The organism is Actinomadura rupiterrae, from assembly GCF_024172125.1.
In the GTDB taxonomy this organism is placed as follows: Bacteria; Actinomycetota; Actinomycetes; order Streptosporangiales; family Streptosporangiaceae; genus Spirillospora; species Spirillospora rupiterrae.
This window is the reverse complement of the sequence record NZ_JAMZEA010000002.1, coordinates 360,759-385,729: the sequence shown is the minus strand read 5'-3', so window position 1 is coordinate 385,729 and position 24,971 is coordinate 360,759. Positions and strand designations below refer to the sequence as shown.

General features: G+C 69.5%; 22 protein-coding genes and 2 rRNA genes. 6 read left to right on the top strand and 18 right to left on the bottom strand.

What is annotated here, in order from left to right; translation table 11 throughout:
* Positions 1–21: 21 nt before the first annotated feature.
* Entirely contained in the window at positions 22–861 is an 840-nt protein-coding gene (locus FHU30_RS06245) for an oxidoreductase (protein ID WP_253872778.1), read from the bottom strand.
* Between the two features lie 82 nt (positions 862–943).
* On the opposite strand from FHU30_RS06245, the gene FHU30_RS06240 reads away from it, so the two are divergent.
* On the top strand, positions 944–1,825 hold the full coding sequence (locus FHU30_RS06240) for a LysR family transcriptional regulator (protein WP_253872775.1): 882 nt from the start codon (positions 944–946) through the stop codon (positions 1,823–1,825).
* 64 nt (positions 1,826–1,889) lie between these two features.
* Here the strand turns inward: FHU30_RS06240 and FHU30_RS06235 are convergent, their stop codons facing one another.
* The 10 genes from FHU30_RS06235 to FHU30_RS06190 form a co-directional block, all read right to left on the bottom strand.
* Entirely contained in the window at positions 1,890–2,123 is a 234-nt protein-coding gene (locus tag FHU30_RS06235; protein ID WP_253872773.1) for a sigma factor-like helix-turn-helix DNA-binding protein, read from the bottom strand.
* Positions 2,124–2,195: 72 nt separating this feature from the next.
* Positions 2,196–3,566, bottom strand: a complete 1,371-nt coding sequence (locus FHU30_RS06230; protein ID WP_253872770.1) for a hypothetical protein — start codon at positions 3,564–3,566, stop codon at positions 2,196–2,198.
* 7 nt (positions 3,567–3,573) lie between these two features.
* Positions 3,574–4,839: an ATP-grasp domain-containing protein gene (locus FHU30_RS06225; protein WP_253872768.1), complete on the bottom strand. Its 1,266-nt coding sequence runs from the start codon at positions 4,837–4,839 to the stop codon at positions 3,574–3,576.
* Positions 4,836–6,143 carry an MFS transporter gene (locus FHU30_RS06220; RefSeq protein ID WP_253872765.1) on the bottom strand — a complete coding sequence of 436 codons (1,308 nt, stop codon included), beginning with the start codon at positions 6,141–6,143 and terminating at the stop codon, positions 4,836–4,838. The genes FHU30_RS06225 and FHU30_RS06220 overlap by 4 nt, the downstream gene beginning before the upstream one ends.
* Entirely contained in the window at positions 6,140–7,372 is a 1,233-nt protein-coding gene (locus FHU30_RS06215; RefSeq protein ID WP_253872762.1) for an ATP-grasp domain-containing protein, read from the bottom strand. The genes FHU30_RS06220 and FHU30_RS06215 overlap by 4 nt, the downstream gene beginning before the upstream one ends.
* A gap of 57 nt (positions 7,373–7,429) precedes the next feature.
* Positions 7,430–8,818, bottom strand: coding sequence for an iron-containing redox enzyme family protein (locus FHU30_RS06210; RefSeq protein WP_253872760.1), 1,389 nt, complete (start codon positions 8,816–8,818; stop codon positions 7,430–7,432).
* Positions 8,815–9,903 (bottom strand): 50S ribosomal protein L11 methyltransferase, encoded by a 1,089-nt coding sequence (locus FHU30_RS06205; protein ID WP_253872758.1) that lies wholly within the window; start codon positions 9,901–9,903, stop codon positions 8,815–8,817. The genes FHU30_RS06210 and FHU30_RS06205 overlap by 4 nt, the downstream gene beginning before the upstream one ends.
* Complete coding sequence (locus tag FHU30_RS06200) at positions 9,900–10,355, bottom strand: Rieske 2Fe-2S domain-containing protein (protein WP_253872755.1); 456 nt, start codon at positions 10,353–10,355, stop codon at positions 9,900–9,902. Before FHU30_RS06200 ends, FHU30_RS06205 begins: the two co-directional genes overlap by 4 nt.
* Positions 10,352–11,743, bottom strand: a complete 1,392-nt coding sequence (locus tag FHU30_RS06195; RefSeq protein WP_253872753.1) for an iron-containing redox enzyme family protein — start codon at positions 11,741–11,743, stop codon at positions 10,352–10,354. Before FHU30_RS06195 ends, FHU30_RS06200 begins: the two co-directional genes overlap by 4 nt.
* A 531-nt stretch (positions 11,744–12,274) precedes the next feature.
* Positions 12,275–13,474 (bottom strand): MFS transporter, encoded by a 1,200-nt coding sequence (locus FHU30_RS06190; protein ID WP_253872751.1) that lies wholly within the window; start codon positions 13,472–13,474, stop codon positions 12,275–12,277.
* A 143-nt stretch (positions 13,475–13,617) separates the two neighbouring features.
* Between FHU30_RS06190 and FHU30_RS45845 the strand changes: the two genes are divergently transcribed.
* The 3 genes from FHU30_RS45845 (at position 13,618) to FHU30_RS06170 (ending at position 16,180) form a co-directional block, all read left to right on the top strand.
* The gene (locus FHU30_RS45845; protein WP_301322750.1) at positions 13,618–14,415 is read left to right on the top strand and encodes an AraC family transcriptional regulator; all 798 of its coding nucleotides are present in this window, start codon (positions 13,618–13,620) and stop codon (positions 14,413–14,415) included.
* Positions 14,416–14,604: 189 nt separating this feature from the next.
* A complete protein-coding gene (locus FHU30_RS06175; RefSeq protein ID WP_253872749.1) occupies positions 14,605–15,546 on the top strand; it encodes a hypothetical protein in 942 nt (313 codons plus the stop codon).
* Positions 15,547–15,616: 70 nt separating this feature from the next.
* Complete coding sequence (locus tag FHU30_RS06170) at positions 15,617–16,180, top strand: GNAT family N-acetyltransferase (RefSeq protein ID WP_253872747.1); 564 nt, start codon at positions 15,617–15,619, stop codon at positions 16,178–16,180.
* On the opposite strand, the gene FHU30_RS06165 is transcribed toward FHU30_RS06170, so the two are convergent.
* From FHU30_RS06165 to FHU30_RS06155, 3 genes are all read right to left on the bottom strand, one after another.
* Complete coding sequence (locus FHU30_RS06165) at positions 16,177–16,734, bottom strand: dihydrofolate reductase family protein (RefSeq protein WP_253872744.1); 558 nt, start codon at positions 16,732–16,734, stop codon at positions 16,177–16,179. The genes FHU30_RS06170 and FHU30_RS06165 overlap by 4 nt on opposite strands.
* Before the next feature lie 123 nt (positions 16,735–16,857).
* Positions 16,858–17,037, bottom strand: coding sequence for a DUF397 domain-containing protein (locus FHU30_RS06160; protein WP_308211238.1), 180 nt, complete (start codon positions 17,035–17,037; stop codon positions 16,858–16,860).
* A gap of 8 nt (positions 17,038–17,045) precedes the next feature.
* Positions 17,046–17,786, bottom strand: coding sequence for a DUF5753 domain-containing protein (locus FHU30_RS06155; RefSeq protein ID WP_253872741.1), 741 nt, complete (start codon positions 17,784–17,786; stop codon positions 17,046–17,048).
* A 214-nt stretch (positions 17,787–18,000) separates the two neighbouring features.
* Between FHU30_RS06155 and FHU30_RS06150 the strand changes: the two genes are divergently transcribed.
* Positions 18,001–18,429, top strand: coding sequence for an ATP-binding protein (locus FHU30_RS06150; RefSeq protein ID WP_253872739.1), 429 nt, complete (start codon positions 18,001–18,003; stop codon positions 18,427–18,429).
* Here FHU30_RS06150 and FHU30_RS06145 read toward each other — a convergent pair.
* Both FHU30_RS06145 and FHU30_RS06140 read right to left on the bottom strand, forming a co-directional pair.
* Positions 18,426–19,247 (bottom strand): alpha/beta fold hydrolase, encoded by an 822-nt coding sequence (locus FHU30_RS06145; protein WP_253872738.1) that lies wholly within the window; start codon positions 19,245–19,247, stop codon positions 18,426–18,428. The genes FHU30_RS06150 and FHU30_RS06145 overlap by 4 nt on opposite strands.
* Positions 19,248–19,322: 75 nt before the next feature.
* Positions 19,323–20,168, bottom strand: coding sequence for a helix-turn-helix transcriptional regulator (locus FHU30_RS06140; RefSeq protein WP_253872735.1), 846 nt, complete (start codon positions 20,166–20,168; stop codon positions 19,323–19,325).
* 104 nt (positions 20,169–20,272) lie between these two features.
* On the opposite strand from FHU30_RS06140, the gene FHU30_RS06135 reads away from it, so the two are divergent.
* Positions 20,273–21,256, top strand: a complete 984-nt coding sequence (locus tag FHU30_RS06135) for an aldo/keto reductase (RefSeq protein WP_253872733.1) — start codon at positions 20,273–20,275, stop codon at positions 21,254–21,256.
* 103 nt (positions 21,257–21,359) lie between these two features.
* Here FHU30_RS06135 and rrf read toward each other — a convergent pair.
* Positions 21,360–21,476: ribosomal RNA gene (rrf, locus tag FHU30_RS06130) — 5S ribosomal RNA — on the bottom strand.
* A 147-nt stretch (positions 21,477–21,623) separates the two neighbouring features.
* Positions 21,624–24,736: ribosomal RNA gene (locus FHU30_RS06125) — 23S ribosomal RNA — on the bottom strand.
* Positions 24,737–24,971: the final 235 nt, after the last annotated feature.

Here is a 24,971-nt window from a genome sequence, read left to right as displayed (position 1 = left end):
CGTCCGGAATGACCATGCAGGTCAGGCGTCGAAGTCGGTGCCGCGGGCGACCTTCTCCCAGGCCGCGGCGTCCGCGCGGTCGCGGGCGGCGGCGGCCTCGATCGCGTCCAGCGCGTCGGCGCCGAGCGGGAGGCGGAGCGGCGTCTCGTCCGCGTCCAGCGCGGCGAGGATCGCGGCGGCGGCCTTGGCCGGGTCGCCCGGCTGGTTGCCGTCGCTCGCGGGCAGGTTCCGGCGGACCGGGCCGACCACGTCGGCGTACTCGGGCATCTCGGCCGTCTGCGCGAGCGCGCCCGTCCCCGCGAACGAGGTGCGGAAAGCGCCCGGCTCCACGATCAGCGTCTTGATCCCGAACCCGGCGACCTCGCCGACCAGCGCCAGGGTCAGCCCTTCGAGCGCGTGCTTGCTCGCCGAGTAGGCGCCCGCGCCGGGGAACGACATCCGGCCGCCCATGCTGCTCATCTGCACGACCGCGCCCGTCCCCTGCCGCCGCATGTGCGGCAGGACGGCCCGGACCAGCGCCGCGGGCCCGAAGAAGTGCAGCTCCATCTGCTCGCGCAGCTCCCGGTCGGTCGTCTCCTCGACCGCGCCGAGCATGCCGCGTCCCGCGTTGTTCACCAGGACGTCGATCCGGCCGTGCCACAGCACCGCCTCGGCGACCGCGGCCGTGATGGCGGCCTGGTCGGTGACGTCCAGCCTGATCGCCCGCACCCGGTCGGGATGCGCGGCCACCAGGTCGTCCAGGGCCTCGGGACGGCGCGCCGCCGCCACCACGACGTCGCCCGCGCCGAGCGCCGCCTCCGCGATCGCCCGCCCGAACCCCGACGTCGCACCCGTGATCAACCACACTCGCTGTTCGCTCATGACCAGAGTTATCCACCCTGGCGCGGCCGGACGTCCAAGACAGAGATCAACTCACGCCATAAAGGGCGTTTATCATCCCAGGGTGGAACTCCGGGAGCTGCGGTACCTGGTCGCGATCGCGGACGCGGGCAACGTCGGACGGGCGGCCGCGTCCCTGTACGTGAGCCAGCCCGCGCTTTCGTACGCGCTGCGCAGGCTGGAGACCGAACTCGGGCTGCGGCTGTTCGAGCGGCGTCCGGGCGGGATGGCCCCGACCGCCGCCGGACGGGACGTGGTCGCCGAGGCGCGCCGGACGCTCGCCGCTGCCGACGGCCTGCTCGCCGTGGCCGAACGGCACCGCCGCGCGGTTTCGGGCGTGCTGCGCGTGGGGTTCGAGGCGACCGGAGCGGGCGAGCTGACGACCCGCGCCCGCGCCGAGTTCGCCCGCCGCAATCCGGGCGTCCGGGTCGAGCCGAAGCGGTTCGACTGGGGCGGCGAGGTCCCGGCACTGCGCGACGGCCGGGTGGACGTCGCATTCGCCTGGCTGCCCGCCGACCTGTCCGGCCTGGACTCCGAGATCGTGCACACCGAGCCGCGCGTGGTCGGCCTGCCGATCGCGCACCCGCTGGCGTCCCGTCCGGGCCTGTCGATCATGGACGTCGCGGACGAACCGCTCATGTGGACCGAACGCGCACCCCGCGCCTGGGTCGACTGGTGGGCGGTGAACCCCCGCCCGGACGGCTCGTCCCCGGTCTGGGGACCCACCAACGACAACGTCGAGGAGATGCTCGAACAGGTCGCCGAAGGCGCCGCGATCTGCTTCGCGCCCGCCAGCATGGGCCACTACTACACGCGCCCCGACCTGGCCTGGATCCCGCTGACCGACGTCGAGCCGCTGCGCGTCGCGCTCGCCTGGGCCGCGCCCGGCCCGCTGGTCGACGACTTCGTCCAGGTCGTCCGCGACCTCGTCCACCAGGACGACTGATCCGGACGGCCGACCCTCAGCCGACCCAACGCCCCGGCCCGACCTCAGCCACCCCGGCCCGCCCTCAGCCGTCGAGCGCGACGGCGAGCGCGCGGAGCGCCTGGTAGACGCGCAGCTTGACGTCCTCGACAGGGAGTCCCAGGACGGCGGCGGCCTGGTCGACCGTCCGCCGCCGGAACCAGGTCTCGGTCAGAATCTCCCGGTGCGCCGCGGGCAGCGCCCGGAACGCCCGCGCCACGGCGCCCGGACGCCCGGATGGCGAAGGGGCGCCGGGGAATTCGCCACGTCGTACGGCCACGTTCCGAACCTCGCAGCCACTCGCGGCCCCCGGCACCCCTTTATGCCGCTGTTAACCGTTGGCTAAGCACCCCTACCCGGCCGCGGGCGCGGCGTCGGCGCCGACGTGCAGCACGCCGCCGATGTTCGCGCCGTTGGCCAGGTTGATCAGCTCGTACCCGGACGACACCGAGATGGCCCGGGTGAATCCGCCGCCGTAGCCGCTCACCATCGTGAAGATGCCCCAGGCGACGATCCACGGGTGCAGGTCGCCATTCTCGTCGTGGAACATCTCCGGCACCGGGACGACCCGCCGCTGCAGCACGTAGGGACCGTCCACGGCGGCCGTGATCTGCTCGCGCCACTCCTCCGCCGAGACCTCGGGGAGCCAGCCGAGCACGACGCCCGTGCCGCCGTGCAGCTGGGTGGGCTTGAGCGCCAGGTGCTCCTGGTTGGCGAGCGCGTAGTCGACCAGGTCGACGCTCTCGCCGGTCTCCAGCGTCACCTTGTCCTGGCGGACCATCCGCGTCCACGGCAGGATCCGGTCCAGGCTGGCCAGCTCGGCGGCCGAGAACAGCCCGCGGTTCCGCTCGTCCGACAGCATCGCGAGGGCGCCCTTGCTGGCGAAGACCTCGGCGTCCATCGGGGTGAAGATCTTCACCTGGCCGCGGTGCGCCGCGTCCAGGACGGGGTTCATCAGCGCGGGCGCCTCGTCGGACTCCATGAGGTCCTCGATGAGGAACATCCGGTAGATGATGTCCACCTTGCGCTCGCCGAGCCAGACGCCGTCGTCGCGGACGTCCAGGTGCCCGATGTGGCAGGGGTGCGCGTCGAGGCCCATCTCCTGCCAGCGCTCGCAGTAGTGCGTCATGTAGTTGCGCAGCTTGTCGAAGCTCTTGGGCCAGTCGCACATCGCGACCACCGGACGCGAGCCCGGCTCGAACCCGGTCTCGGCGAACACGCTGTCCACCAGCTCCTGCAGCGTGTCCACGTACGTCAGGCCGTGCCGCTCGGCGAACGAGGACAGGACCGGGTGCGCCAGCAGCGGACGGCTCATGTCGGGGTTGTCCAGCCCGCCGAGCGAGCCGCCCATGTTCACTTCCAGCACCTTCAGGCCGGTCGCGTCGGCGTACATGTCGAGCCGTCCGACGCGGGTCGGCTCGGGCCCGCGGCTGCGCAGGACGGCCGAGACCTGCACCTCGGACATCCCGACGGCCCGCGCGAACGCCGCGAGGTCGCCGCCGTACAGCTTGTCCGGCAGGCTGAGCAGCGCGGACCGGAAGTTCTCCAGGTCCGCGGCGAGCTGCTGCTGCTCCTCGCGCCCGAGGAACACCGGACGGGACAGGTAGCGCTCGCGGTAGAGCGAGTTCAGGAACTCCGACTTCGGCAGGTCGCCGATCAGCTCGCTCAGCGGCAGCCCGGCGCTCTCCTTGAGGTACGCCTCGGTCAGGGACTCACGGGTCACTTCGGGTTCACCCTTCGGGGTCGATGATGAGCTGCTGCTCCAGCTTGCGGATGACGTCCCGGTCCGCGTAGAGCTGCTCGGTGCTCTCGTGGGCGAGCGTGATGTAGCCCATCGTCATGCTCGTGTGGATGTCGGTGCTGGCCTCGACCCGGTCGCCCGTGGACACCAGCCGGAAGGTGGAGTGGAAGCTCGGCAGCGAGCGCGCCTCGTCCAGGATCTCGGCGTTGCGGACGACACCGGAGGTGTAAGCCTTGACGAACACGGCCAGCACCTTCCGCTTCAGCGTGAACCCGTCCGGCATCTGGTCGCCGCGGCCGGCGCAGACGTCCACGGTCCGGGTGAGCTGGCTCTCCCCGGTGCCGATCTCGGTCAGGGTGGGGTGGCCGATCCCGGCGAGCCGCGCGTTGACCTCCAGCAGCCGCGGGCCGTCCTCGGTCATCATGATCTCGGTGTGCGCGGCCCACTGCCGCAGGCCGACCGCGTCCAGCGCGGCGAGCGCGTACTCCATCAGCGGCCCGAGGACGGCGTCGTCCGGCGCGTACGGCATCCACTCGACGGCGTTGTAGACGGCGATGCCGTCGCCGTACTGCGCCCGGTCGTACCGGATGATGTCGGTGATGGAGTGGCGGCCGTGGTGGCTGACGGTGTCGACCGCGTACTCGGTGCCGGTCAGGTGCTCCATGACCAGCACGTCCTCGGCGAGGACGCCGTTCTTGTCGTAGTGGCCGAGGATGGCGTCGAAGTGCTCGCGCCAGCCCTCGCCGCCGGGCGCGCGGCCGACGTTGACGATCCCGGCGCTGGACGACGGCTTGATCACCAGGTCGCGCCCGGCGAGGCCCTCGCGCGCGATCCAGTCCTCCACCTCGGCCGGGTCGGTCGTGCAGATCTGCCGGGCGATGGGCAGCCCGGCGGCGGCGAGCGCCTGGTGCATCAGGTACTTGTGCCGGCGGGCGTCGATCAGCTCCGGGACGTTGGCCTCGTCCGGGGTGAGCGCCTCCGCGAGCTCCTGGGTCAGGTGCAGCGCCATGTCCACCGAGGTGAAGACGGCGGTGGGGTTCAGCGCCCCGAGGGTGGCGATCGTCTGCGCGGTGTCGCCGTGGTGGTTGACCACCACGTCGTAGTTCTCCGGGACGTGCGCGGCCCGCAGCGGCTCCAGCGCCGGCCCGACGCAGTCCATGACCGCCACCGGGCTCAGCCCCGCCGCGCGCAGCAGCGGGGCGAGCATCGCCCCCGAGCTGTACGGCTGGACGACCGCGACGACTGGCTTGCTCATGCTGGCTCACTTTCTCTTTCTTTGGAGACGTGCAACTCGCGCGGCTTGGGCCGGGTCCGCAACCCGGCGCCCAGGGCCACGCAGACCGCCGCGGCCCCGGCGCAGGCGCCGGTGAGGACCCACAGCTTCGTGCCCCACCAGTGCCACGCGGTGACCCCGACGACCGGGCCAGCGCTGTAGGCGATCTGGGTGGCGAGCGTGGCGAGGCCGATGTAGCGGCCGCGCAGCTCGGCGGGGGCCACCAGGCCCGGGTAGGCGAGCATCGACGGGGCGGCGACCAGCTCGCCGCAGGTCCAGACGATCGTCCCGGCGATCAGGACCCAGGTCATGGACGGGCCGAGGTAGGTCAGGTAGCCGAGGCCGAGCAGCGCCATGCCCGCCGCCATCGGGATGCCGATCGGCGCCTTCTGGGTCCACTTGGACAGCCAGAGTTCGAGCGCGATCACCATGCCGCCGTTGATCGCGAGCATCACCGCGTAGATCCGGCTGTCGAAGCCCGAGTCGGTGACGAACAGCGGCAGCGACGAGTTCATCTGGATGTAGGCGACCGAGGTCAGGAAGAGGCCGAGGACGACCAGCACGAACCGGCCGTCCGCGAAGACCTTCCGGTAGCCGGGCGCGGGCTGCTTCGCGGCCTTTTCCGCCTGCTGGCCGTCCTTCTTGCGTCCGGTGCGCGCGGCGTCGGCGGGCAGGACGAGCAGGGCGACCAGGCCGTAGCACAGCGAGGTCGCCGCGTCCGCGAAGAACAGCGGGACGTAGGAGCCGAACCAGGTCAGCAGCAGCGCCGCGCCGAGCGGGCCGAGCGTGGACCCGATGTTGAAGGTCGCGCGCCAGATCGAGAACGTCATGACCTGGCGCTCGTCCGGCGTCAGCTCGACGACCCGGGCCATCGCGGCCGGACGGAACGAGGTCGCGGTCAGGCCCGCGCCGCCCGCGACCAGCACGCCGACCCAGACGTTCGGGACGTACACGATCGCGGCGGTCAGCGCCGCCGTGGCGGCGGTCGAGCCGATGATCGTCCAGCGGTAGCCGAACCGGTCGGCGGCCGTCCCGCCGGCGGCGCTGCCGAGGATGCGGCCGACCATCAGCGCGGTCAGCACCACCCCGCTCTCCCACGCGGTGAAGCCCTCGTGCAGCAGGTACAGCACCAGGAACGCGTTGAGGAAGGCCGCCAGGTTGCTGACCAGGTTGCCGATCATGAGCACGCGGACCGTGCTCGGCATCTCCCGGAGCGTCCGCAGGACGGTCACATCGGCCTTCGCGCCGCCCTCCGCCTGCGCGCCGCCCCCTGTCTTCGCGCTCACGACAGGGGCTTCCCGGTGATCTCGAAGAACCGGGCGGGGTCGGCCACCGCCGCGCGGGACTCCTCCAGGGTCGCCCCGATCGCGATGACGTAGCCGGAGCGGGCGAGGCCGTGCGGCGGCAGCTTCACCGTCATGCCCGGCACCGCGCTCATTCCCATCTCGTGGATCGGCGGGACGAGCAGCTCCTCGCGCGCCCGCGCGGTCTCGACCTGCATGTCGTACGCCGGGTAGGCGAAGCGGACCGAGGCGGCGCGGCGCGGGTCGGGGAACGCGACGGTCGGACGGCGTCCGGCGGCGACGTCGGCGGCGGCGAGCGCCGCGTCCGTGCCGGAGGTCAGCATGCCGAGGTAGGGGATCATGCCGCCGCCGAGCCGGGCGTTGACCTCGATCGCGTACAGGCCCTTCGGGGTGACCTTGTACTCGGCGTGCGTGAAGCCGTTGTCGAAGCCGAGCGCCTCGTGCGTGCGGCGGACCAGGTCGACCGCGCCCGGGTCGTCCAGTAGCGGGTCGTTGCCGTCCACGTCGTGGCCGATCTCCTCGAACGCCATCGACTCGGACTCGCCGAGCACCTTGCGTCCGACGATCATCGGGGTGCACTCGCCCTCGAAGACCACCGAGTCGATGGAGACCTCGGGGCCGTCCAGGAACTCCTCGATGATCACCTGGTCCTCGAACCGCTGGATGCCCGGGACGACCGCGCCCTTGGTGACCTCGAAGGCGGCCGCGAGGTCCTCGGGACGCTCGACCTTGCGCAGGCCGAGGCTGCCGCCGAGGTTGCGCGGCTTGAGGATGACCGGGTAGCCGGTCCGCTCGGCGAACTCGCGCGCCTCGTCCAGCGTCGCGACCGGACGGGACGCCGGCTGCGGGATCCCGGCCTTCTCCAGCGCCTGCCGGGTCGCGGTCTTGTCCCGGCAGCGGGCGACCGCCGCCGGGTCGAGCGTCTGGAGGCCGAGCGCGGCGCCGGCCCACGCCGCGGTCTCGATGTACACCTCGTCGTAGCAGTAGAAGCCCGCCACCTTGTGCTCGCGGGCGACCGCCGCGGCGGCCTCGGTCAGCGCGTCCTGGTCGAGGCAGTTCACGACGGTGCAGCCCTCGATGTAGGGCAGTTCCCACGTGGGCGGGGCCGGGTTGAGCAGCCACAACCGGTACCGGGACGACACCGTCCGGAAGATGTAGGAGCGGTACGCCGCGTAGCTGCTCGCGACGACGATCAGGAGTGGCTTTTCCATCGGTCCTTCATCGGGTGGGGGGCGTGCGGTGCCGCCTCGGGACGGCGTGCGGCGCCGTCATCGGACGGGGCGGACGGCGACCTCGGCGCGCGGCGCGGCGGCCCGCAGGCCGTACAGCCGGCCCGCCGGGACCAGGAGCGTCTCGCCCGCGCCGAGGCGGTGCGGGGTGTCGGTGGCCCAGGCGTGCACCTCGGCCTCGCCGCCGGTCACCTCGACCAGCCGGTCGCCGTCGTGCACCCGCGTGCTGAACGGGTCGCCGGGCTTGAGCACGGTCGCGGTGCCGTCATCGGCGGCCGAGGACGCGAGCTTGGTGCCGAGCCGGGTGTGCTCGTCGAGCGACGAGGCCCAGGCGATCTGCGCCTGGAAGTCGGCGTCGCCGAGCCGGAGCAGCTCCTTGGTCTCCACGATGCCGCGGACCAGCTCGGGGACGACCGCCTCGCCGTGCCGCCGGGCCAGCCCGAGCAGCAGGTTCTCGAACGTCATCCGGCCGTGGTGGATGTCGATGTGCGCGTGCTCGTCGGTGTACCTCGTGTCGGCCCGGTCGCCGAAGACCGTCCGCAGCATCGTGCCCATGTCGGCGAAGCCCTGCGCGAACAGCCACTCCAGGTAGCTCACCGCGCCCATGTACCGGAACACGCCCCGGTGGTTCTTGGTGAGGTAGTTGAAGTAGTTCGCGCCCGCGAGCGAGCTGGTCAGGTAGAAGTTCCAGTAGGCGTGCACGTCGGTGCGCAGCCCGATGCTGGAGACCATCCCCCGGAACAGCGTGCTGTGCTTGGCGCGGTAGACGCCGTAGCCGAACTCGTCGGTGAAGACCTTGAACAGCTCCGACTGCTCGGGGCCGTAGAAGCCGGCGAGGTTGCCGGCCATCGCGGACGCCTCGGTCAGGCCGTCCAGGGCGAGCTGGATCAGGTTCAGCCGGGCCGCGTCCTCGGGCTCGGGGCACTCGACGATGGCGCGCATCGATCCGGTCAGCCGGGCGGCTGCGTCCACGGCCGGGTTGTTGCCCGACGCGTCCGGCGGGGCTCCGGCGCCCTCGACCTCGCCGAGGAAGTACGCCTCCAGCTCCTCGACCGTCCGGACCGGGGGCGCTTCGAGCCGTTCCAGCAGGCCGAAGGAGTAGCGCTCCAGGGACGGGCGCATCGCGTCGTGCAGCCGCCGCACCTCGGGCCCGTAGAACTGGTCGAAGTCGCCCTTGACCGGCCCCACCCCGTCCTCCGGGAGCAGGACCATCTCGCTCTCGTAGACGTTGCAGAGGATGCGGCTCGCGATGAGGTGCCGGTGGCTCAGGAACTCCGCCTCGGTCGCGGGCTCCGCGAACTCGGCCTTCCCGGTCTCTCCGAGGGGACGCCGGTAGGGGTTGGCCTCGACGTACAGCTCGGGACCGGGACGGAAGATCGGCAGCGCGCCGTACTCGTCGAGATCGCTCTGGGTCGTGGGGTCGGTCATGGCGTCGTCTCCCCCATGCTGACGGCGGTGAAGTGGATGGAGATGCCGTCGTGCCGGGCGTCCAGGAGAAGGGGCTCGGCGGGCCGCACCTGGAGCGGGTCCGGCAGGCACTGGACGGCCTGCTTCCAGTGCGACTGCGGGTTGCTCGGCGAGTTCGTCAGCCCGATCCCGGGGACGAGGTCGAGCTCGAACCAGAACACGATCGCGTGCGCGCGCCCCTCGGCCGTCGGCGAGACGACGAACTCGGCGCGGCGCTCGTCCGGGCCGTCCTTGTAGAAGTCGAACGCGAAGATCTCCATCGGCTCCGACAGCGGGCGCCACTGGTGGTTGCGCAGCCGCGAGTCGAAGTACTCCAGCGAGGCGAGGCTGTTGAACTCCGACAGGTCGAACCCGTAGAGCTTGCCGACGTGGTTCTTCTGGAACAGCGTGTCGCTCTCCACCAGCTGCGCGAACACCCGCCCGGCGGACGGGAGGATCAGCGCGTCGTCGGTCAGCAGGTGCTCGCGGGCGTGCGCGATCGTGCCGAGGATGCCCTCGCCCAGCAGCGCGCAGTCGATCGTCTCGGTGATGAGGATGTCCGCGCGGGCGGGCATGTCGGCCGGCACCCGCATCGCGGTCGACCGCTTCGACACCACGGTGATCACCTGCTCGTGCCCCGCGGCCCGGATGATCTGCTTCGCGACGGCCGCGACGGCGGGCTGCCCCTCGCAGGCGGTCACCTCGCGGGCCCCGGCGCGGGCGGCCATCATCGACAGCAGGCCGGTGCCGGTGCCGATGTCCAGCACCCGCCGGTCCGGCCGGACGACCTGGCTGATGGCCCGGTCGTACAGGTCGGCGCGCTCCCGGTCGTGCAGCATCTCCCAGTGCCAGCGCGGGACGTGCCGCCGGATCGCCCGGTTCTGCCCGAGCATGGCCTCGCGGTTGTCGCCGTCCAGCGCCAGCGCGAGCTCGAACTCCTCGATGGCCTTGTCGTACATGCCGGACTCGTGCAGCGCATGGCCGCGCCGGATGAACTCGGCCACGACCCGGTCCACGGCGCCGCTCGCGTCCGCCGGGAGGACGACCTCGTGCAGATCTTCGCTCATCGTTGCTCCTCGCAGGGCAGGGCAGGGAGTTCCGCGCAGTCTTCGACCGTCCCGGCGGGACCGGCCGGACCGGCCGAACCGTCCGGGCCGTCCGATCCGGGACGGTCGGGGTCCTCGGGCGGGAGGTTGGCCAGGATCCGCTTGTGGACGAGCGTCACGGGCACGTCGTCCGGGGTGTCCGGCAGCAGCACGATCGCCTCGTCGCCGCTGCGCACCATGGGCAGGCCGGTGCGGCGGACGGCGGCGACGCCGACCTTGGTGCCGTGCCACGGGCAGGTCAGCCGGCGCCCGTCCGGCGTCAGCCGGGACAGGCTGAGCGGCCCGCCGCGGTGCGGGCACCAGTCGCGGACGAGGTGCGAGTCGCCGTCCGGGCCGACGAGCACGAAGTAGCGGTCGTGACCTGCGAGGACGGTGTTGTGCTCGCGCAGGTCCATCACCACGATGCGGCTCATGCGCTCGTCCGGACGGGGTGCAGGAGGTGGGACGAGGCGTCCGACAGCGCGCGGACCCCGTACACGCGTCCGGCCGGGACGAGCACCGCGTCGCCCTTGGCGAGGGGCGTGGGAGTGCCGGTGGCGCTGGTCACGAGCTCGGCCTCGCCGTCCTCGATCTCCAGGACCACGGCGTGGTCGTGGTTGCGGGTGTGGAACGCCGCTCCGCGGGTCCGCTCGGCCCGCTCGGGCGGGCCGTCGAGCGTGGCGTCCGCGGCCAGCTCCCGGTGCCGGGGGATGGTGTCGGACCAGGTGATCTGCGCGGCGGTGTCGTCCTCGAACCAGCCGCCGAGCATCCGCGCCTCCGCGATGCCGCGCATCAGCTCGGGGACGACGTGGTTCCCGTGCCGCTCGGCGAGCGCGAGCAGGATCTCCTCCCGGGTGATCCGGCCGTGGTGCTCGTCGATGTGCGCGTGCTCGTCGCAGTAGTGCAGGTCGACGTCGTCGCCGAAGACGTCCCGGAACACCTTGATCATCTTGACGAAGGCCGGTGCGAAGACGGCCTCGGCGTAGGCGACCGCGCCCGCGTACCGGAAGAACTTCGCGTGGTCCCGGGACAGCAGGTAGTAGTGGTTGTTGATCGCGATCGGGCCGGGCAGGTAGAAGTTCCAGTAGGCGTGCACGTGCGACGCCATGCCCCGGCTGCCCAGCATCTTGGTGAAGATCGTGGTGTGCTTCGACTCGTGCACGCCGTAGCCGAACTCGTCGATGAACACCTTGAACAGCGCCGACTGCTCCGGCCCGTACGCGCCGCCGAGGTTGCGCGACATCGCCGAGGCCTCGGTCAGGCCGTCCAGGGCGAGCTGGACGAGGTAGGTGTCGGCGGCGGCGGGCCGGTCGGCGGCGGTCGCGATCGCGTCCAGCGCGGGCGAGTCGCCGCGCGCGGCCTCGTCCACCAGGTGGCGCAGGTAGGTGTCGAGCACCTCCGGCGTGCAGTCGCCGCTGACCTCCACCTCCCCGTCGAGGAAGCCGAAGGCGAAGCGCTCCAGGTCGGACAGGGACGACTCCCTGATCCGGCGCAGCTCCTCGCCGTAGAAGGCCTCGAAGTCGGGCCGCAGGCCGGCGAGGCCCTGCTCGGGGAGCAGCACGGTCTCCGACTCGTAGTAGGTGCCGAGGATCCGGTGGACCGTCAGCGCCCGGGAGGACGCGAACTCGCGCGCCCCGAGCGGCCGGTCGAAGTCGACCTCCGCCAGCGCCTCCGGCACCAGCGTGCGCCGGTAGGGGTTGGGCCCGTGCAGCAGGTCCGGCCGGCCGCCGAACAACTGGTTCGCCGCGAAAGACGCAACCCGGTCGCGCAGGACCTCCCCGTCCGATGCGAAAACGGGCAGGCTTTGTTCCTGGATTGTCATGTAAGGCAAACCATCCCGTGGGGTGGAGCGATGGTCGTGATTCCTTCTCAGCCGTTTTGCGGCATGGCGAGACACCCGGATCCGCCTTTAGGCGAAGCGGCTGGAAGTGTTTTCAGGAAAAACTGGGGCCTTGCTCAGCGAGCGTTCAGGTCGGGACCGAGATTCCGTCCGAAAGAGTGCAGCACGCGGCCAACATCTACACGTCCCCCCCCTGGGCAGCTGAATCGGCATTGATCCGTTGCGCGTTGAAGTCGAGAGTCCGCCCGGGGGACGGAAGGGCGACAGATACCGCCGGTCCCGCGAACGACGACCGTAGGATAAGCGGATTTCGAGAGGGAGGTCCAGATTGTTTTCCCGACCTTCCCGTCACGCTCGGTGATCTTCCCAGGAAAGCCCGGCGGCCGGTCTACGACAATTGACGCAGCGTGATCATGTACGGAACGGCGGCCGGGACCGCGCGAACGCGGCCAACGGTTCCCAGGCGGTCCGAAACCGGGCGGAGAATCCCCAGGTCGCGGCCATTCCGGCGACTCAGGCCGGAGCCTGCGCGGACGCCTCGCCGCACTCTCGGTCACGGGCCGGGTCAGGTTGGCCGGAGGCGGTCTCGATCGGTTCGGGCTCGCGCAGCGTCCGCGCGAGGAGCCAGGCCAGGGCGGGCACGGCGATCACCGGGACGAGCGCGGCGGACGGCGAGGTCCGGTCGGCGAGCGCGCCGAGCGCCGGGCTGGCGACGCCGCCGACGCTGACCGCGAGGCCGAGCGTGACGCCGCCGGCGGTTCCGACGCGTCCGGGCAGGTAGTCCTGGCCGAGCGTGACCTGGAGCGAGAACGGGACGTACAGCGTGGCCGCCGTCGCCGCGATGCCGAGGAACACCAGCGGGCCGGGCAGGAACGCGACGCCGGCGACGGACGGCACGGCCAGCGCGTACGCGGCGCGGGTGCAGCGGACGCGGCCGAACCGCCCGGCGAGCCGTCCGCCCAGGATGGTCCCGGCGGCGCCGCCCGCGAACAGCAGGAACAGCGCCGCCGCGCCGACCGACGAGCCGCCGTGCATCCGCTGCTTCGCGACGACCGCGAGCAGCGTGCTCACGCCGAAGAACGCCACCGAGCGGCAGGTCACCATCAGCGACAGCCGCGCGAACATGCGCCAGTCGTCCCGGCGTCCGGCGGACGTCCCGGACGCGGCGCTCGCGGAAGCCGGAGCGCGCGCGACCAGGACGGTCATCAGCGCGCCCGCCACCGCGGGCACCGCCAGCCACGGCGTCGCGCCCAGTCCGCCCGCCGCCAGCAGCGGCGTGACCAGCAGGGGCGCGGCGGCGAACCCGACGTTGCCGCCGAGCGAGAACCAGCTCATCCCGCCGTGGTCACCGCGCGTGACGACCCGCGCGAGCCGCGCGGACGCCGGATGGTACGCCGCGACGCCCAGCCCGGACAGCGCGACGAGCGCCCACACCACGGCGTGGTCCCCGGACGTCCCGGCCGCCGCGATGCCGGTCCCGCCGAGCAGCATCGAGACCGGGATCAGCCACGGCATCCGCCACCGGTCGGTCAGCAGCCCGAACACCGGCTGGACGACCGACGACAGCAGCGTCGCCGCGAGCACCACCGCCGACGCGGCCGCGTAGCTGTAGTGCCGCTCGGAGATCAGGAACGGCACGAGCGCGGGCACCGCGCCCTGGTAGACGTCCACGCAGGCGTGCCCGGTGGACAGGAGCAGGACCGAACGTCTCATGTCGTCCAGCGTGGCGTCGCCGGGCCTTGTCGCGCTTCCGACATCACGCCATCATGTATCGCCAACCCGCCACGCCACCCTTCGGAGCCCGTGATGCCGTCAGACCGTCCGCCAACCCGCCACGCCGCCCTTCGGAGCCCGTGATGCCGTCAGACCGCCCGCCGACCCGCCATCTGCCGGAGGCGACGACCGGGATCCGGGCGCTGGGGCCGGGCGGCGGGCTGAGCGCGCACCGGCACGACAACCCCCAGCTGATCTACGCGCGGTCCGGCGTGGTGGCCGTGACGACCGACGCGGGAAGCTGGCTGGCCTTCCCCGGCCGCGCCCTGTGGGTCCCGGCCGGGACCGTCCACGAGCACTGGTCCTTCGGCGCCGCCGACCTCCGGCTGGTCGGCATCCCCGTCCCGGACGACCCGGTCGGCGCCACCTCACCCGCCGTCCTCGGCGTGGACCCCCTGCTCCGCGAACTCCTCCTGGCCGTCACCGGCGAGACCATCGCGGACGGCGGCGAGTATGACCGCCTGGTCGGGGTCCTGCTGGACCGGGTGCGGCGGGCGCCTCGGATGGCGGGGCAGTACCTGCCGGCGGCGCGGGATCCGCGGCTGGTCGCGGTGTGCCGCATCCTGCTGGACGACCCGGCCGAGCAGGCGGGCCTCGCCGAACTGGGCGCGCGCGTCGGCGCCGGGGAGCGGACTCTGTCCCGGCTGTTCGCGCGGGAGCTGGGCATGGGCTTCCAGCGCTGGCGGGCCGCGCTGCGGCTGCAGCACGCGCTGATCCTGCTGGCCGGGGGCGAGCCGGTCACCGCCGTCGCGCACCGGTGCGGCTGGTCGTCCGCGAGCGCGTTCATCGACGCCTACCGCCGCACCTTCGGCCACACGCCGGGCGAGACCCGCCGCGCCGGACGCCCCGGCCCCGCCCGCCGCGAGGGGTGGCCGACTTAGGTCGCGCACCCCGCCTGACCTGGCGCTTCTGAATCACCTGAAAAATCCCTGAAAAGGGCATTGACAGGCGTCCGAACTGATCGCACTCTATGGGTCGGCAGCAGGGGCGATCTTGCTCCCCGCCCCCTGCGGCCCGGCCCGCGCGCGCACGCCGACCTCCGTCCCCCGCCTCCCACAAGGAGTCGTGTGATGCAGCGACGAACCCTGTTCGCGTGCCTGCGCCCGTCCGTCCTCCTCAGCTCCCTGGCCGCCGCCGTCCCCGCCGCGGCCTCCCCCGCACCCACCGCCCCCGCACCCGCCTCCGCCACCGCTCCGGACCCGAACGCCCCCAAGTCCGGACGCGTCGCCCACGCCCGTCCCGTCCCGCACAATGCGGGCACCGACAAGGCCGCCCGCGCCTTCCGCGAGCTGCACCGCGCCCGCCTCCAGAACGGCGGCGCCGGCCCCGCGCTCCGGGAGCAGGTGCACGAGTTCTGGGGCGTCGAGCCCGCCGCCGGGACCCACGACGGGCTCATGGCGACGCACAGCATCGACCCGTCCTACCGGGTGTCCTTCGCCGACGACTTCACCTACGCGCCGACGACCAAGGCCGCCTCGTCCTGCATGGAGGTCACCACGGTCTACTCGCAGGCCGTCGGGAACGAGCTGTGGGCGTGGGACTGGTGCGGCGGCGACGGCCCCGCCGTCGAGGTCCCGATGGACGCCGCGTTCCAGCGGACCTACACCACGCAGGTCAACGGGCACGCCGCCTACACCGTCCAGCTCGTCCGGACGAACGCGTCGGCCAACGCCTGGACGGCCTACCTGTACAACTACACGACGAAGTCCTGGAGCTCGTCCTTCAGCAAGTCCGGCCGCGACACCAGCGGACTCCCCTACGGCTGGGACATCTTCGAGATCTACGCCAGCCGCGACCCCTCGACCGGCAACGCCTACTACTGCGCGGACGCCAAGAACACCGTCTTCGAAAGCAGCTCGATCAAGCTCCGCCGGAACGGCGCGTGGACGGCGGCGAGCCCGTCGAACAGCCCGTGGGAGCCGGTCGCGAACCCCGACCCGTCCGACTACCTGTGCCCGACGCTGACCTTCGTCCGCGCGGGGGCCGACGACCACTGGATCGTCCGGCAGTGAGGACCCCGGGGACCGCCGGGCTGCAGCGGAGCCCGGCGGTCCCCGGCCACCGGTGGATATCGTCGGATTCATGACGAGATCCACCGAACTCCGCTCCGAACGGCTCCTGCTCCGCCGCTGGCGCGACGAGGACCGCGCCCCCTACGCCGCCCTGAACGCCGACCCCGAGGTGATGAAGCACTTCCCGGACGTCATGACCCGCGAGGAGAGCGACGCGCAGCTCGACCGGTTCGACGCGGCGATCGAGGAGCGCGGCTTCGGCTTCTGGGCCCTCGAAGTCGCCGACACCGGACGGTTCGTCGGCGTCACCGGCCTGTCCGTGCCGCGCTTCACCGCGCACTTCACCCCGACCGTCGAGATCGGGTGGCGGCTCGGCCGGGACGCCTGGGGCCGCGGCTACGCGTCCGAGGCGGCCCGCCGCTGCCTCGACTTCGCCTTCGCGGACCTGGAGCTTCCCGAGGTCGTCGCCTTCACCACCGTCGACAACGACCGCTCCCGCGCCGTCATGCGCCGCATCGGCATGACCCACGACCCCGCGGACGACTTCGACCACCCCTACCTCGCCGAAGACCACCCCCAGCGCCGCCACGTCCTCTACCGCATCACCGCCCCCGACCACCTCGGACCGGCCTAGCCTTCCGGCCGGTAGCGGACGTCGACCACTGCCCTGGGCCCCTCCCCTCCGACCCTTTCGAGCCGGACCGGAACCCCGCCATGCCGGTCGAACAACCGGATCCCGTCACCGAGCAGCACGGGCGCGACATGCAGATCGATCTCATCGATCAGCCCGCGCTCCAGCAACTGCCGCCCGATGGACGGCGAGAACACCTCCACGTTCTTACCGCCCGCCGCCGTCCGCGCGATCCGTACCGCCTCGGCCACGTCGCAGTCCAGGAACGTGACGTCCGCCGCCGGCTCGGCGTCCTCGGGATGGTGCGTGAGCACGAAGACGGGCCCCTTCCACGCACCCCCGTAAGGCCGGGCGCCGCCGATCACGGCGTCCCACCCGTCCCGTCCGGCCAGTACGGCCCCCGTGGTCCGGACGTACTCGTCGAGCAGCCCCGGGCGGACGCTCATCCCCGCCATCCACCCCATGTCGTGCTCCGGCCCCGCGACGAACCCGTCCAGCGACATCTCGAAATGCCAGAGCACCTTCCCGGTCGCGGTCTGCGGTACGAAACCGTCCATGAATCCCTCCGTCTCCTGCCCACGGAGAGTGGACTCCCGCCCCACCGCCGATTCATCGCCCGACCACCACGCAAAACAGAAGCCCCCGCACAAGGCGAGGGCTTCAAAAGCTTCGGGGGACGCTCAACCCAGATCGCACGCCCGGATGAGCGCCACAACATCCGCCAACTCGCCCCGCGAGAGGGACAGGAACCCGTCCCGCGGAGCCTTGCTGTCACGAACACCCACCCCACCCGGCAAAGACGCCAGCTCAACGCATTCCGAATCCTCCATGCCCGTGCTGTAGCTGGACTTGCGCCACACGGAGTCCGTCACGTCACGCTCTCCCGTCTCCTGATGATCAGGTCGCGCGTAGCCTTCTCGTTGAGAGCCTTGAGCCTGATCCGATCGTGCCACACATGCAGCTCGCTCACCTCCCTCGGTTCCTGGAGGAGGCGTCCGCCCGCCGCGGCTTCGGTGTAGGCGACCTGCCGTCCCGGCAGGTCCAGATGGATGAAGCTGCCCACCTGACCGTACTCACCGGCCGACATCTCGACGACCTGGATGGACACGTTCGGCAACTCCATCAGATCAAGGAGATGACCGAGCTGCGCGTGCATGACGGCTCGTCCGCCGACAAGCCGGAGCAGGACCGCCTCATCGAGGACGACCCAGAACAGCGGGGGGTTCTCTTCGCGCGTCACGATCGCCTGGCGGGCCACACGCTGCGCTATCCCCTTTTCGATGTCAGGGTGGCGCGCGTCCTTCATCAGTGCCCGCATGTAGTCCACCGTCTGGAACAAGCCGGGAATGACGTACGAGTGGACGGTACGGACCTGGAGCGCCTCCGCCTCAAGGCTCAGGTACTCCTGCAGCCACTCGCTCAAGTGCTCGCGCTGCATGTGGTGAACGAGTCCCTGGAACAGCTCCCCCGTTCCGAAGAAGCCGTCCAACGCGATGGCGAGGCCCATGTCCGGAGCCTGGCTGCATGCCTCCACGGCCTGGATGGTGCCCCGTGTCAGGTACAGCTCCTTCGCCAGCGCGTCCTGGGACAGGGAGGGGTCGTGCGCCATCCGAAAGAAGCGGAGCGTGTAGGCGAATTGCTTACGCAAGGACCCTTTGGGGTCAATTGGGTTCGGGTGGCGTGACATCGGGGGGCCGCCTCCATTGTGGTTCCGCCGTCCGGCAATGGAATGTGTTCCCACCCTAGGACGCGGCGGCCACGCTGTGTAGGCGGATGAAAACAGAAATCCGCGCAGTCTCCGCGACGAGCCCGAAGGTGATCACATGGTGCCCCGCCCCGTCACGCCCGCGTCTCCCCGGACTTCGGAGGCTGCCCCGTCCTTCGAGCAGGCGGTGACGGGGGTGGCTTCGGCGGCCGTGCTCGTCCGGAACCTGGTGGAGGCGCATCTCAACTCGTGGGGGATGGACGCGCTGGTGGACGACGCGGTGCTGGTCGCGGACGAGTTGTTCGCCAATGCCGCGCAGGCCGCGCCGGGGCAGGTGATCGGGCTCCGGGTCGTCCTGCTGGCGGCGTTCGTCCTCATCGAGGTCGAAGACCCCTCGCCGAAGCGGGCCGCGCACCGCGAACCCGACGACGAGGGCGGGCGGGGGCTCATGATCGTGGAGGCGCTGTCCGCCTACTGGGGGCAGCGGCCCGAGCGCGGCGGGACCAAGACCGTGTACGCCCTCCTCGCCATCCCGCGCTCGGCCTAAGCGGGCGCGTCGAGGAAATCGCGGATCAGGGTGACCAGCTCGTCCGGGCGTTCGAGCCGCGCGACATGTCCGCTGTCCAGCTCGGCGTATCGGCTGCCCGGAATCGCCGCGTGGACGGCCCGGGCGTTCTCGACCGGGAGCATGGCGTCGTGGGCGCAGCCGATGACGAGGGTCTCGGCCTCGATCAGGCGAAGCAGATCGTGAATGGACACCCGGAGGTCCAGGTCGAGCTGGCGGACGCGGTCGGGGGTCGGCAGGAAGGAACCGGCCAGCTTCTCCACCGCGTCCCGGCCGATGCGGTTGAGGTACTGGCGGCTGAACGCGCTGAGCATCGCGTACCGCGCGAAGTCCGCCGGGCTGCCGGCGAGCGAGCGGAGCATCTGCAGGGTGTTGCGCAGGTACTCGTCCTCGACATTGCTATACACGGCATACGGGACGAGCCGGCGCACCAGATCGGGACGGGTCGCCGCCAGCGACAGGACGACGACGGCGCCGAGCGAATGCCCGACCACGTCCACCCGGCCGAGTCCGCTGTCCTCGATGACGGCGGCGAGCTGCGCGGTCAGCATCTCGACGGTGAGCGGCGCACCGTCGTCGATGGCCGGGTCGCTTCCCGACAGATCGGGCAGGACGACGGTGTACCGATCGGTGAAACGCTTCGCCAGGGCGTCCCAGCTGACCGACCCGCTGCCGGTGCCATGGACCAGGACGAGCCCGGGCCCCGTCCCCCGGACGCGGTATCGGACGGTGGCCCGCCCGACCTTCAGCTCGGTGGAGTGCTCTCGGGCGGTCTCGGCGAAGGACGTCGTAGAAGTCATGCCACGATTCTGTGCGGGCGCGGCCTCGCCGTGAATCGGTCCGCATTTCCTGGGATCGGCGATCCTAGTCCACCGTCATTTGCCGGCCGACTGGGACAGTGGGGCGACCACTTCTTCCAGCGCGACCTGGGATGCGGGATCGGCGGCCGTGAAGGTGATGAACTGGTGCTCGGGCACGCCGGGGAGCAGCATTCCGATGTATTCCAGGGAAATCCGGCCGACCAGCGGGTGGCAGTACGCCTTCATGCCCGTCGCGGGGCCCTGCACGTCCTGCCTGGCCCAGCAGGCGCGGAACGTCGGGTCGCTGGACAGCTCGCGGATGAGAGCCTCGGTCTTCGGGTTGCCCGGATCGCGTCCCGTGGCCGTCCGGAGCTGCGCCACACCGTGCCGGGCCACCTCGTCCCAGTTCGCGTAGAACGACCGTGCCCGGGGATCTCCGAAGACGTAGCGCAGGATGTTCCGCTCCGACTCCGGCAGCTCCGCCAGCTCGCACATCAGCAACGCCGCGGCCCGGTTCCACGCGAGGACGTCCAGCCGCCCGTTGATCACATACGCCGGGACGGACCCGATCGCGTCCAGCAGGTGCAGGACGTTGGGCTCGACCCGGTCGTCCGCGGGGCGCGCTCCGTTCGCGGGCGGCGGGGAGGGCAGTTCCAGGGCGAGCCGGTACAGATGATCGCGCTCGTGCTCGTTCAGGACGAGCGCCCGCGCCAACCCGTCCAGCACCGACGGGGACGGACGCGTGCCGCGCCCCTGCTCCAACCGCATGTAGTAGTCCGGACTGATCCCGGCGAGCATCGCCACCTCGGCCCGCCGCAGCCCGGGCGTCCGCCGGCGCCCGCCCTCCGGCAGCCCGACCGCCGCGGGGCCGATACGGTCGCGCCTGGAACGCAGGAAGTCCGCCATCTCCCGAATCGCCATACCTCCGAGGCTAGCCCTCCCGGGCCTAGGCAAGGCCGAGCCCTTTTCGGGCCGCGCCCCCGCGGGCAGGCTGGACATGATCCCAAACGACGAAAAGGAACTCCATGCGCTTCCGCAATCTCGGTGCGAACGGGCCGGAGGTGTCCGTCCTCGGCTTCGGCGCGATGACCCTCGCGCCCGTTTACGGCGGTGTCGAGGAGAGCGACGCCGTCGCCACGCTCCTCGCGACCCTGGACGCCGGCATCACGTTCGTCGACACCGCCGACATCTACGGGATGGGCAGCAGCGAATCCCTGATCGGCCGCGAGCTGAAGGCCCGGCGGGACGACATCGTCCTGGCGACCAAGTTCGGCGGCAACCAGGACAAGAACGGCATCCTCATTCCCGGCATGGGCCGTCCCGAATACGTCCGGCAAGCCCTGGACGCGAGCCTCACCCGCCTCCAGACCGACCACGTGGAGCTGTACTACCTCCACCGGCTCGACCCGACGACTCCGATCGAGGAGACGGCCGGTGCGCTCGCCGAGCTGGTCCAGGCCGGGAAGATCGGCGGCTACGGCCTCTCCGAGGTCTCCGCACGGACGCTCCGCCGGGCCCACGCCGTCCACCCGGTCACCGCGGTGCAGACCGAATACTCGCTGTTCCAGCGGAGCCCCGAGGACGAGCTGATCCCGACGTGCGACGAGCTGGGCGTCGCGTTCGTGGCGTACAGCCCGCTCGGACGCGGCATCCTCGGCGGCGCGGTCCGCACCTTCGACGACCTGGAGGAGAGCGACTGGCGGCGAGGCAACCCGCGCTTCCAGAGCGAGAACCTGGAACGCAACGTCTCCCTCGCCGACCAGGTCGCCACGCTCGCCGCCGAGCAGGACATCACCACGGCGCAGCTGGCGCTCGCCTGGCTGATCCACCGCGGCGCCCTTCCGATCCCCGGCACCCGCAAGGTGAGCAACGCCCTCGCCAACGCGGCCGCCGGCGACCTCACGCTGGACGACTCGGTCTTCAAGCGCCTCGAAGACCTCGTCCCGCCCGGCGCCGCCGCCGGAGCCCAGGGCAACGAGGCCTACCTCGCCAACCTCGACCGCTCCTGACAAAGCGAAAAGGCCCGTACGCCACGGCCTAATGGTCGAGGCGTACGGGCCCTGAAAAAGAAGTGAGGCCCCGCCATTTCTGGCGGGGCCTCACCCAATATATGTCCGGCGGCGTCCTACTCTCCCACACAGTCTCCCATGCAGTACCATCGGCGCTGAGGGGCTTAACTACCGGGTTCGGGATGGGACCGGGTGTTTCCCCCTCGCCATAACCACCGAACGATCAACGCACACACCCACGGGGGTGCGGCAAGTCTCGTCCGAGCCAGGCTCGGCATATTCGGTTGTACGGTTCCCGTTTGTTTTCTGGGAACCACACAGGGACGCGAACATCGTTAGCAGGATGCGATTGGTTTGAACGCTATGTGTGTTCAAGCCACTCGGCCTATTAGTACCGGTCGACTCCACACGTTACCGCGCTTCCATCCCCGGCCTATCAACCCAATCGTCTCTTGGGGGCCTTACACACCCGAAGGTGTGGGAGAACTCATCTCGAGGAAGGCTTCCCGCTTAGATGCTTTCAGCGGTTATCCCGACCGAACGTAGCCAACCAGCCATGCCCCTGGCGGGACAACTGGCACACCAGAGGTTCGTCCGTCCCGGTCCTCTCGTACTAGGGACAGACCCTCATCAATTCTCCTACGCGCACAGCGGATAGGGACCGAACTGTCTCGCGACGTTCTAAACCCAGCTCGCGTGCCGCTTTAATGGGCGAACAGCCCAACCCTTGGGACCTACTCCAGCCCCAGGATGCGACGAGCCGACATCGAGGTGCCAAACCATCCCGTCGATATGGACTCTTGGGGAAGATCAGCCTGTTATCCCCGGGGTACCTTTTAGCCGTTGAGCGACACCGCTTCCACACGCCGGTGCCGGATCACTAGGCCCTGCTTTCGCACCTGCTCGACCTGTCGGTCTCACAGTCAAGCTCCCTTGTGCCCTTGCACTCACCACCTGATGACCAACCAGGCTGAGGGAACCTTTGGGCGCCTCCGTTACTCTTTGGGAGGCAACCGCCCCAGTTAAACTACCCACCAGGCACTGTCCCCCACCCGGATCCACGGGTGCGGGTTAGACGTCTAAGGCGACCAGAGTGGTATTTCACCAACGACTCCACGAACACTGGCGTGCCCGCTTCACAGTCTCCCACCTATCCTACACAAGACACATCAAACGCCAATGCCAAGCTATAGTGAAGGTCCCGGGGTCTTTCCGTCCTGCTGCGCGAAACGAGCATCTTTACTCGTACTGCAATTTCGCCGGGCCTGTGGTTGAGACAGCGGGGAAGTCGTTACGCCATTCGTGCAGGTCGGAACTTACCCGACAAGGAATTTCGCTACCTTAGGATGGTTATAGTTACCACCGCCGTTTACCGGCGCTTAGATTCTCAGCCTCGAACCCCGAAAGGCTCTAACCGGTCCTCTTAACGTTCCGGCACCGGGCAGGCGTCAGTCCGTATACAGCGTCTTACGACTTCGCACGGACCTGTGTTTTTAGTAAACAGTCGCTTCCCCCTGGCCTCTGCGACCACCCCCAGCTCACGGTGCAAGACCGGTCACCGGGCATGGTCCCCCTTCTCCCAAAGTTACGGGGGCAATTTGCCGAGTTCCTTAACCACAGTTCACCCGATCGCCTTGGTATTCTCTACCTGACCACCTGAGTCGGTTTAGGGTACGGGCCGCCGGCACACTCACTAGAGGCTTTTCTCGGCAGCATGGGATCACTCACTTCACCAAAAACGGCTCGGCATCACCTCTCACCCTCAATGGACCGCGGATTTGCCTACGGTCCGGGCTACGGGCTTACCCCGGGACAACCATCGCCCGGGCTGAGCTACCCTCCTGCGTCACCCCATCGCTCACCTACTACCGTCTCGGGCCCCACGCTCCCCGACCAAGCCCGCCCGAAGGCAGACAAGGTGGTTCGGGTGGTTAGCATCAACGGGCTCGGCGTTGGCGCGTACCAGCGGGTACGGGAATATCAACCCGTTGTCCATCGACTACGCCTGTCGGCCTCGCCTTAGGTCCCGACTTACCCTGGGCGGATTAGCCTGCCCCAGGAACCCTTGGTCATCCGGCGCACACGTTTCTCACGTGTGATTCGCTACTCATGCCTGCATTCTCACTCCCACACCCTCCACCGCACGATCACTCGACGGCTTCTTAGGATGCAGGACGCTCCCCTACCCATCCAAGACAAAGTCTTGAATGCCACGGCTTCGGCGGTGTGCTTGAGCCCCGCTACATTGTCGGCGCGGAATCACTTGACCAGTGAGCTATTACGCACTCTTTCAAGGATGGCTGCTTCTAAGCCAACCTCCTGGTTGTCACGGCAACTCCACATCCTTTACCACTTAGCACACGCTTAGGGGCCTTAGCCGATGATCTGGGCTGTTTCCCTCTCGACTACGAAGCTTATCCCCCGCAGTCTCACTGCCACGCTCTCACTTACCGGCATTCGGAGTTTGGCTGACGTCAGTAACCTTGTCGGGCCCATCGGCCATCCAGTAGCTCTACCTCCGGCAAGAAACACGCAACGCTGCACCTAAATGCATTTCGGGGAGAACCAGCTATCACGGAGTTTGATTGGCCTTTCACCCCTAACCACAGGTCATCCCCCAGGTTTTCAACCCTGGTGGGTTCGGGCCTCCACACCGTCTTACCGGCGCTTCACCCTGCCCATGGCTAGATCACCCCGCTTCGGGTCTACAGCATGCGACTCAAACGCCCTCTTCAGACTCGCTTTCGCTACGGCTACCCACCACTGGTTAACCTCGCCACACACCATAACTCGCAGGCTCATTCTTCAAAAGGCACGCCATCACGAAACAAGAAGACAAGTCTCCCTGTAGGACGCTCTGACGGCTTGTAGGCACACGGTTTCAGGTACTATTTCACGACCCCTCACCGGGGCACTTTTCACCTTTCCCTCACGGTACTGGTCCGCTATCGGTCATCAGGAAGTATTCAGCCTTACCACGTGGTCGTGGCAGATTCACACGAGATTTCACGGGCCTCGTGCTACTCGGGAACACACCCAGAAGCCACTGGAATTTCGTCTACCGGACTCTCACCGTCTACGGTCGGCCATCCCAAGCCGTTCAACTATCCCAGCAGTTTGTAACTCCTTACCAGGCTGGCAGGCCTGATCGGATGGTCCCACAACCCCGCACACGCAACCCCTGCCAGGTATCACACGCGCACGGTTTAGGCTCCTCCGCTTTCGCTCACCACTACTCACGGAATCACTATTGTTTTCTCTTCCTGCGGGTACTGAGATGTTTCACTTCCCCGCGTTCCCACCAACCGGCCTATACATTCAACCGGCGGCGACACCCCATGACGAGTGCCAGGTTCCCCCATTCGGAAATCCCCGGATCAAAGTCTGGTTGCCGACTCCCCGAGGCATATCGCAGGCTCCCACGTCCTTCATCGGCTCCTGATGCCAAGGCATCCACCGTATGCCCTTAAAAACTTGAACACACAAAACGATCAAACAAATCGCAACAGAGAACAAAACCCGATCAAAATGATCGAGTCTCGTTCAGAGATGCTCGCGTCCACTGTGTAGTTCTCAAAAAACAACCGGGCCTACTAGCGCGGCCGAACGGATCCCGTTCGGCCGTCATCTAGTCCCGCAGTCCAGAAGTCCCGGACACTCAACGTGCCCGTTCCTTCAGGACCCAACAGCGTGTCCAACCAGGTGGAACCCTCTC

What these genes read in the sequence shown, in the direction of transcription:
- FHU30_RS06245 (WP_253872778.1), bottom strand. Translation starts at nt 861, where the DNA reads ATGAGCGAACAGCGAGTGTGGTTGATCACGGGTGCGACGTCGGGGTTC.
- FHU30_RS06225 (WP_253872768.1), bottom strand. Translation starts at nt 4,839, where the DNA reads ATGAGCAAGCCAGTCGTCGCGGTCGTCCAGCCGTACAGCTCGGGGGCG.
- FHU30_RS06215 (WP_253872762.1), bottom strand. Translation starts at nt 7,372, where the DNA reads ATGGAAAAGCCACTCCTGATCGTCGTCGCGAGCAGCTACGCGGCGTAC.
- FHU30_RS06210 (WP_253872760.1), bottom strand. Translation starts at nt 8,818, where the DNA reads ATGACCGACCCCACGACCCAGAGCGATCTCGACGAGTACGGCGCGCTG.
- FHU30_RS06205 (WP_253872758.1), bottom strand. Translation starts at nt 9,903, where the DNA reads ATGAGCGAAGATCTGCACGAGGTCGTCCTCCCGGCGGACGCGAGCGGC.
- FHU30_RS06200 (WP_253872755.1), bottom strand. Translation starts at nt 10,355, where the DNA reads ATGAGCCGCATCGTGGTGATGGACCTGCGCGAGCACAACACCGTCCTC.
- FHU30_RS06195 (WP_253872753.1), bottom strand. Translation starts at nt 11,743, where the DNA reads ATGACAATCCAGGAACAAAGCCTGCCCGTTTTCGCATCGGACGGGGAG.
- FHU30_RS06190 (WP_253872751.1), bottom strand. Translation starts at nt 13,474, where the DNA reads ATGAGACGTTCGGTCCTGCTCCTGTCCACCGGGCACGCCTGCGTGGAC.
- FHU30_RS45845 (WP_301322750.1), top strand. Translation starts at nt 13,618, where the DNA reads ATGCCGTCAGACCGCCCGCCGACCCGCCATCTGCCGGAGGCGACGACC.
- FHU30_RS06175 (WP_253872749.1), top strand. Translation starts at nt 14,605, where the DNA reads ATGCAGCGACGAACCCTGTTCGCGTGCCTGCGCCCGTCCGTCCTCCTC.
- FHU30_RS06170 (WP_253872747.1), top strand. Translation starts at nt 15,617, where the DNA reads ATGACGAGATCCACCGAACTCCGCTCCGAACGGCTCCTGCTCCGCCGC.
- FHU30_RS06165 (WP_253872744.1), bottom strand. Translation starts at nt 16,734, where the DNA reads ATGGACGGTTTCGTACCGCAGACCGCGACCGGGAAGGTGCTCTGGCAT.
- FHU30_RS06155 (WP_253872741.1), bottom strand. Translation starts at nt 17,786, where the DNA reads ATGGCGCACGACCCCTCCCTGTCCCAGGACGCGCTGGCGAAGGAGCTG.
- FHU30_RS06150 (WP_253872739.1), top strand. Translation starts at nt 18,001, where the DNA reads ATGGTGCCCCGCCCCGTCACGCCCGCGTCTCCCCGGACTTCGGAGGCT.
- FHU30_RS06145 (WP_253872738.1), bottom strand. Translation starts at nt 19,247, where the DNA reads ATGACTTCTACGACGTCCTTCGCCGAGACCGCCCGAGAGCACTCCACC.
- FHU30_RS06140 (WP_253872735.1), bottom strand. Translation starts at nt 20,168, where the DNA reads ATGGCGATTCGGGAGATGGCGGACTTCCTGCGTTCCAGGCGCGACCGT.
- FHU30_RS06135 (WP_253872733.1), top strand. Translation starts at nt 20,273, where the DNA reads ATGCGCTTCCGCAATCTCGGTGCGAACGGGCCGGAGGTGTCCGTCCTC.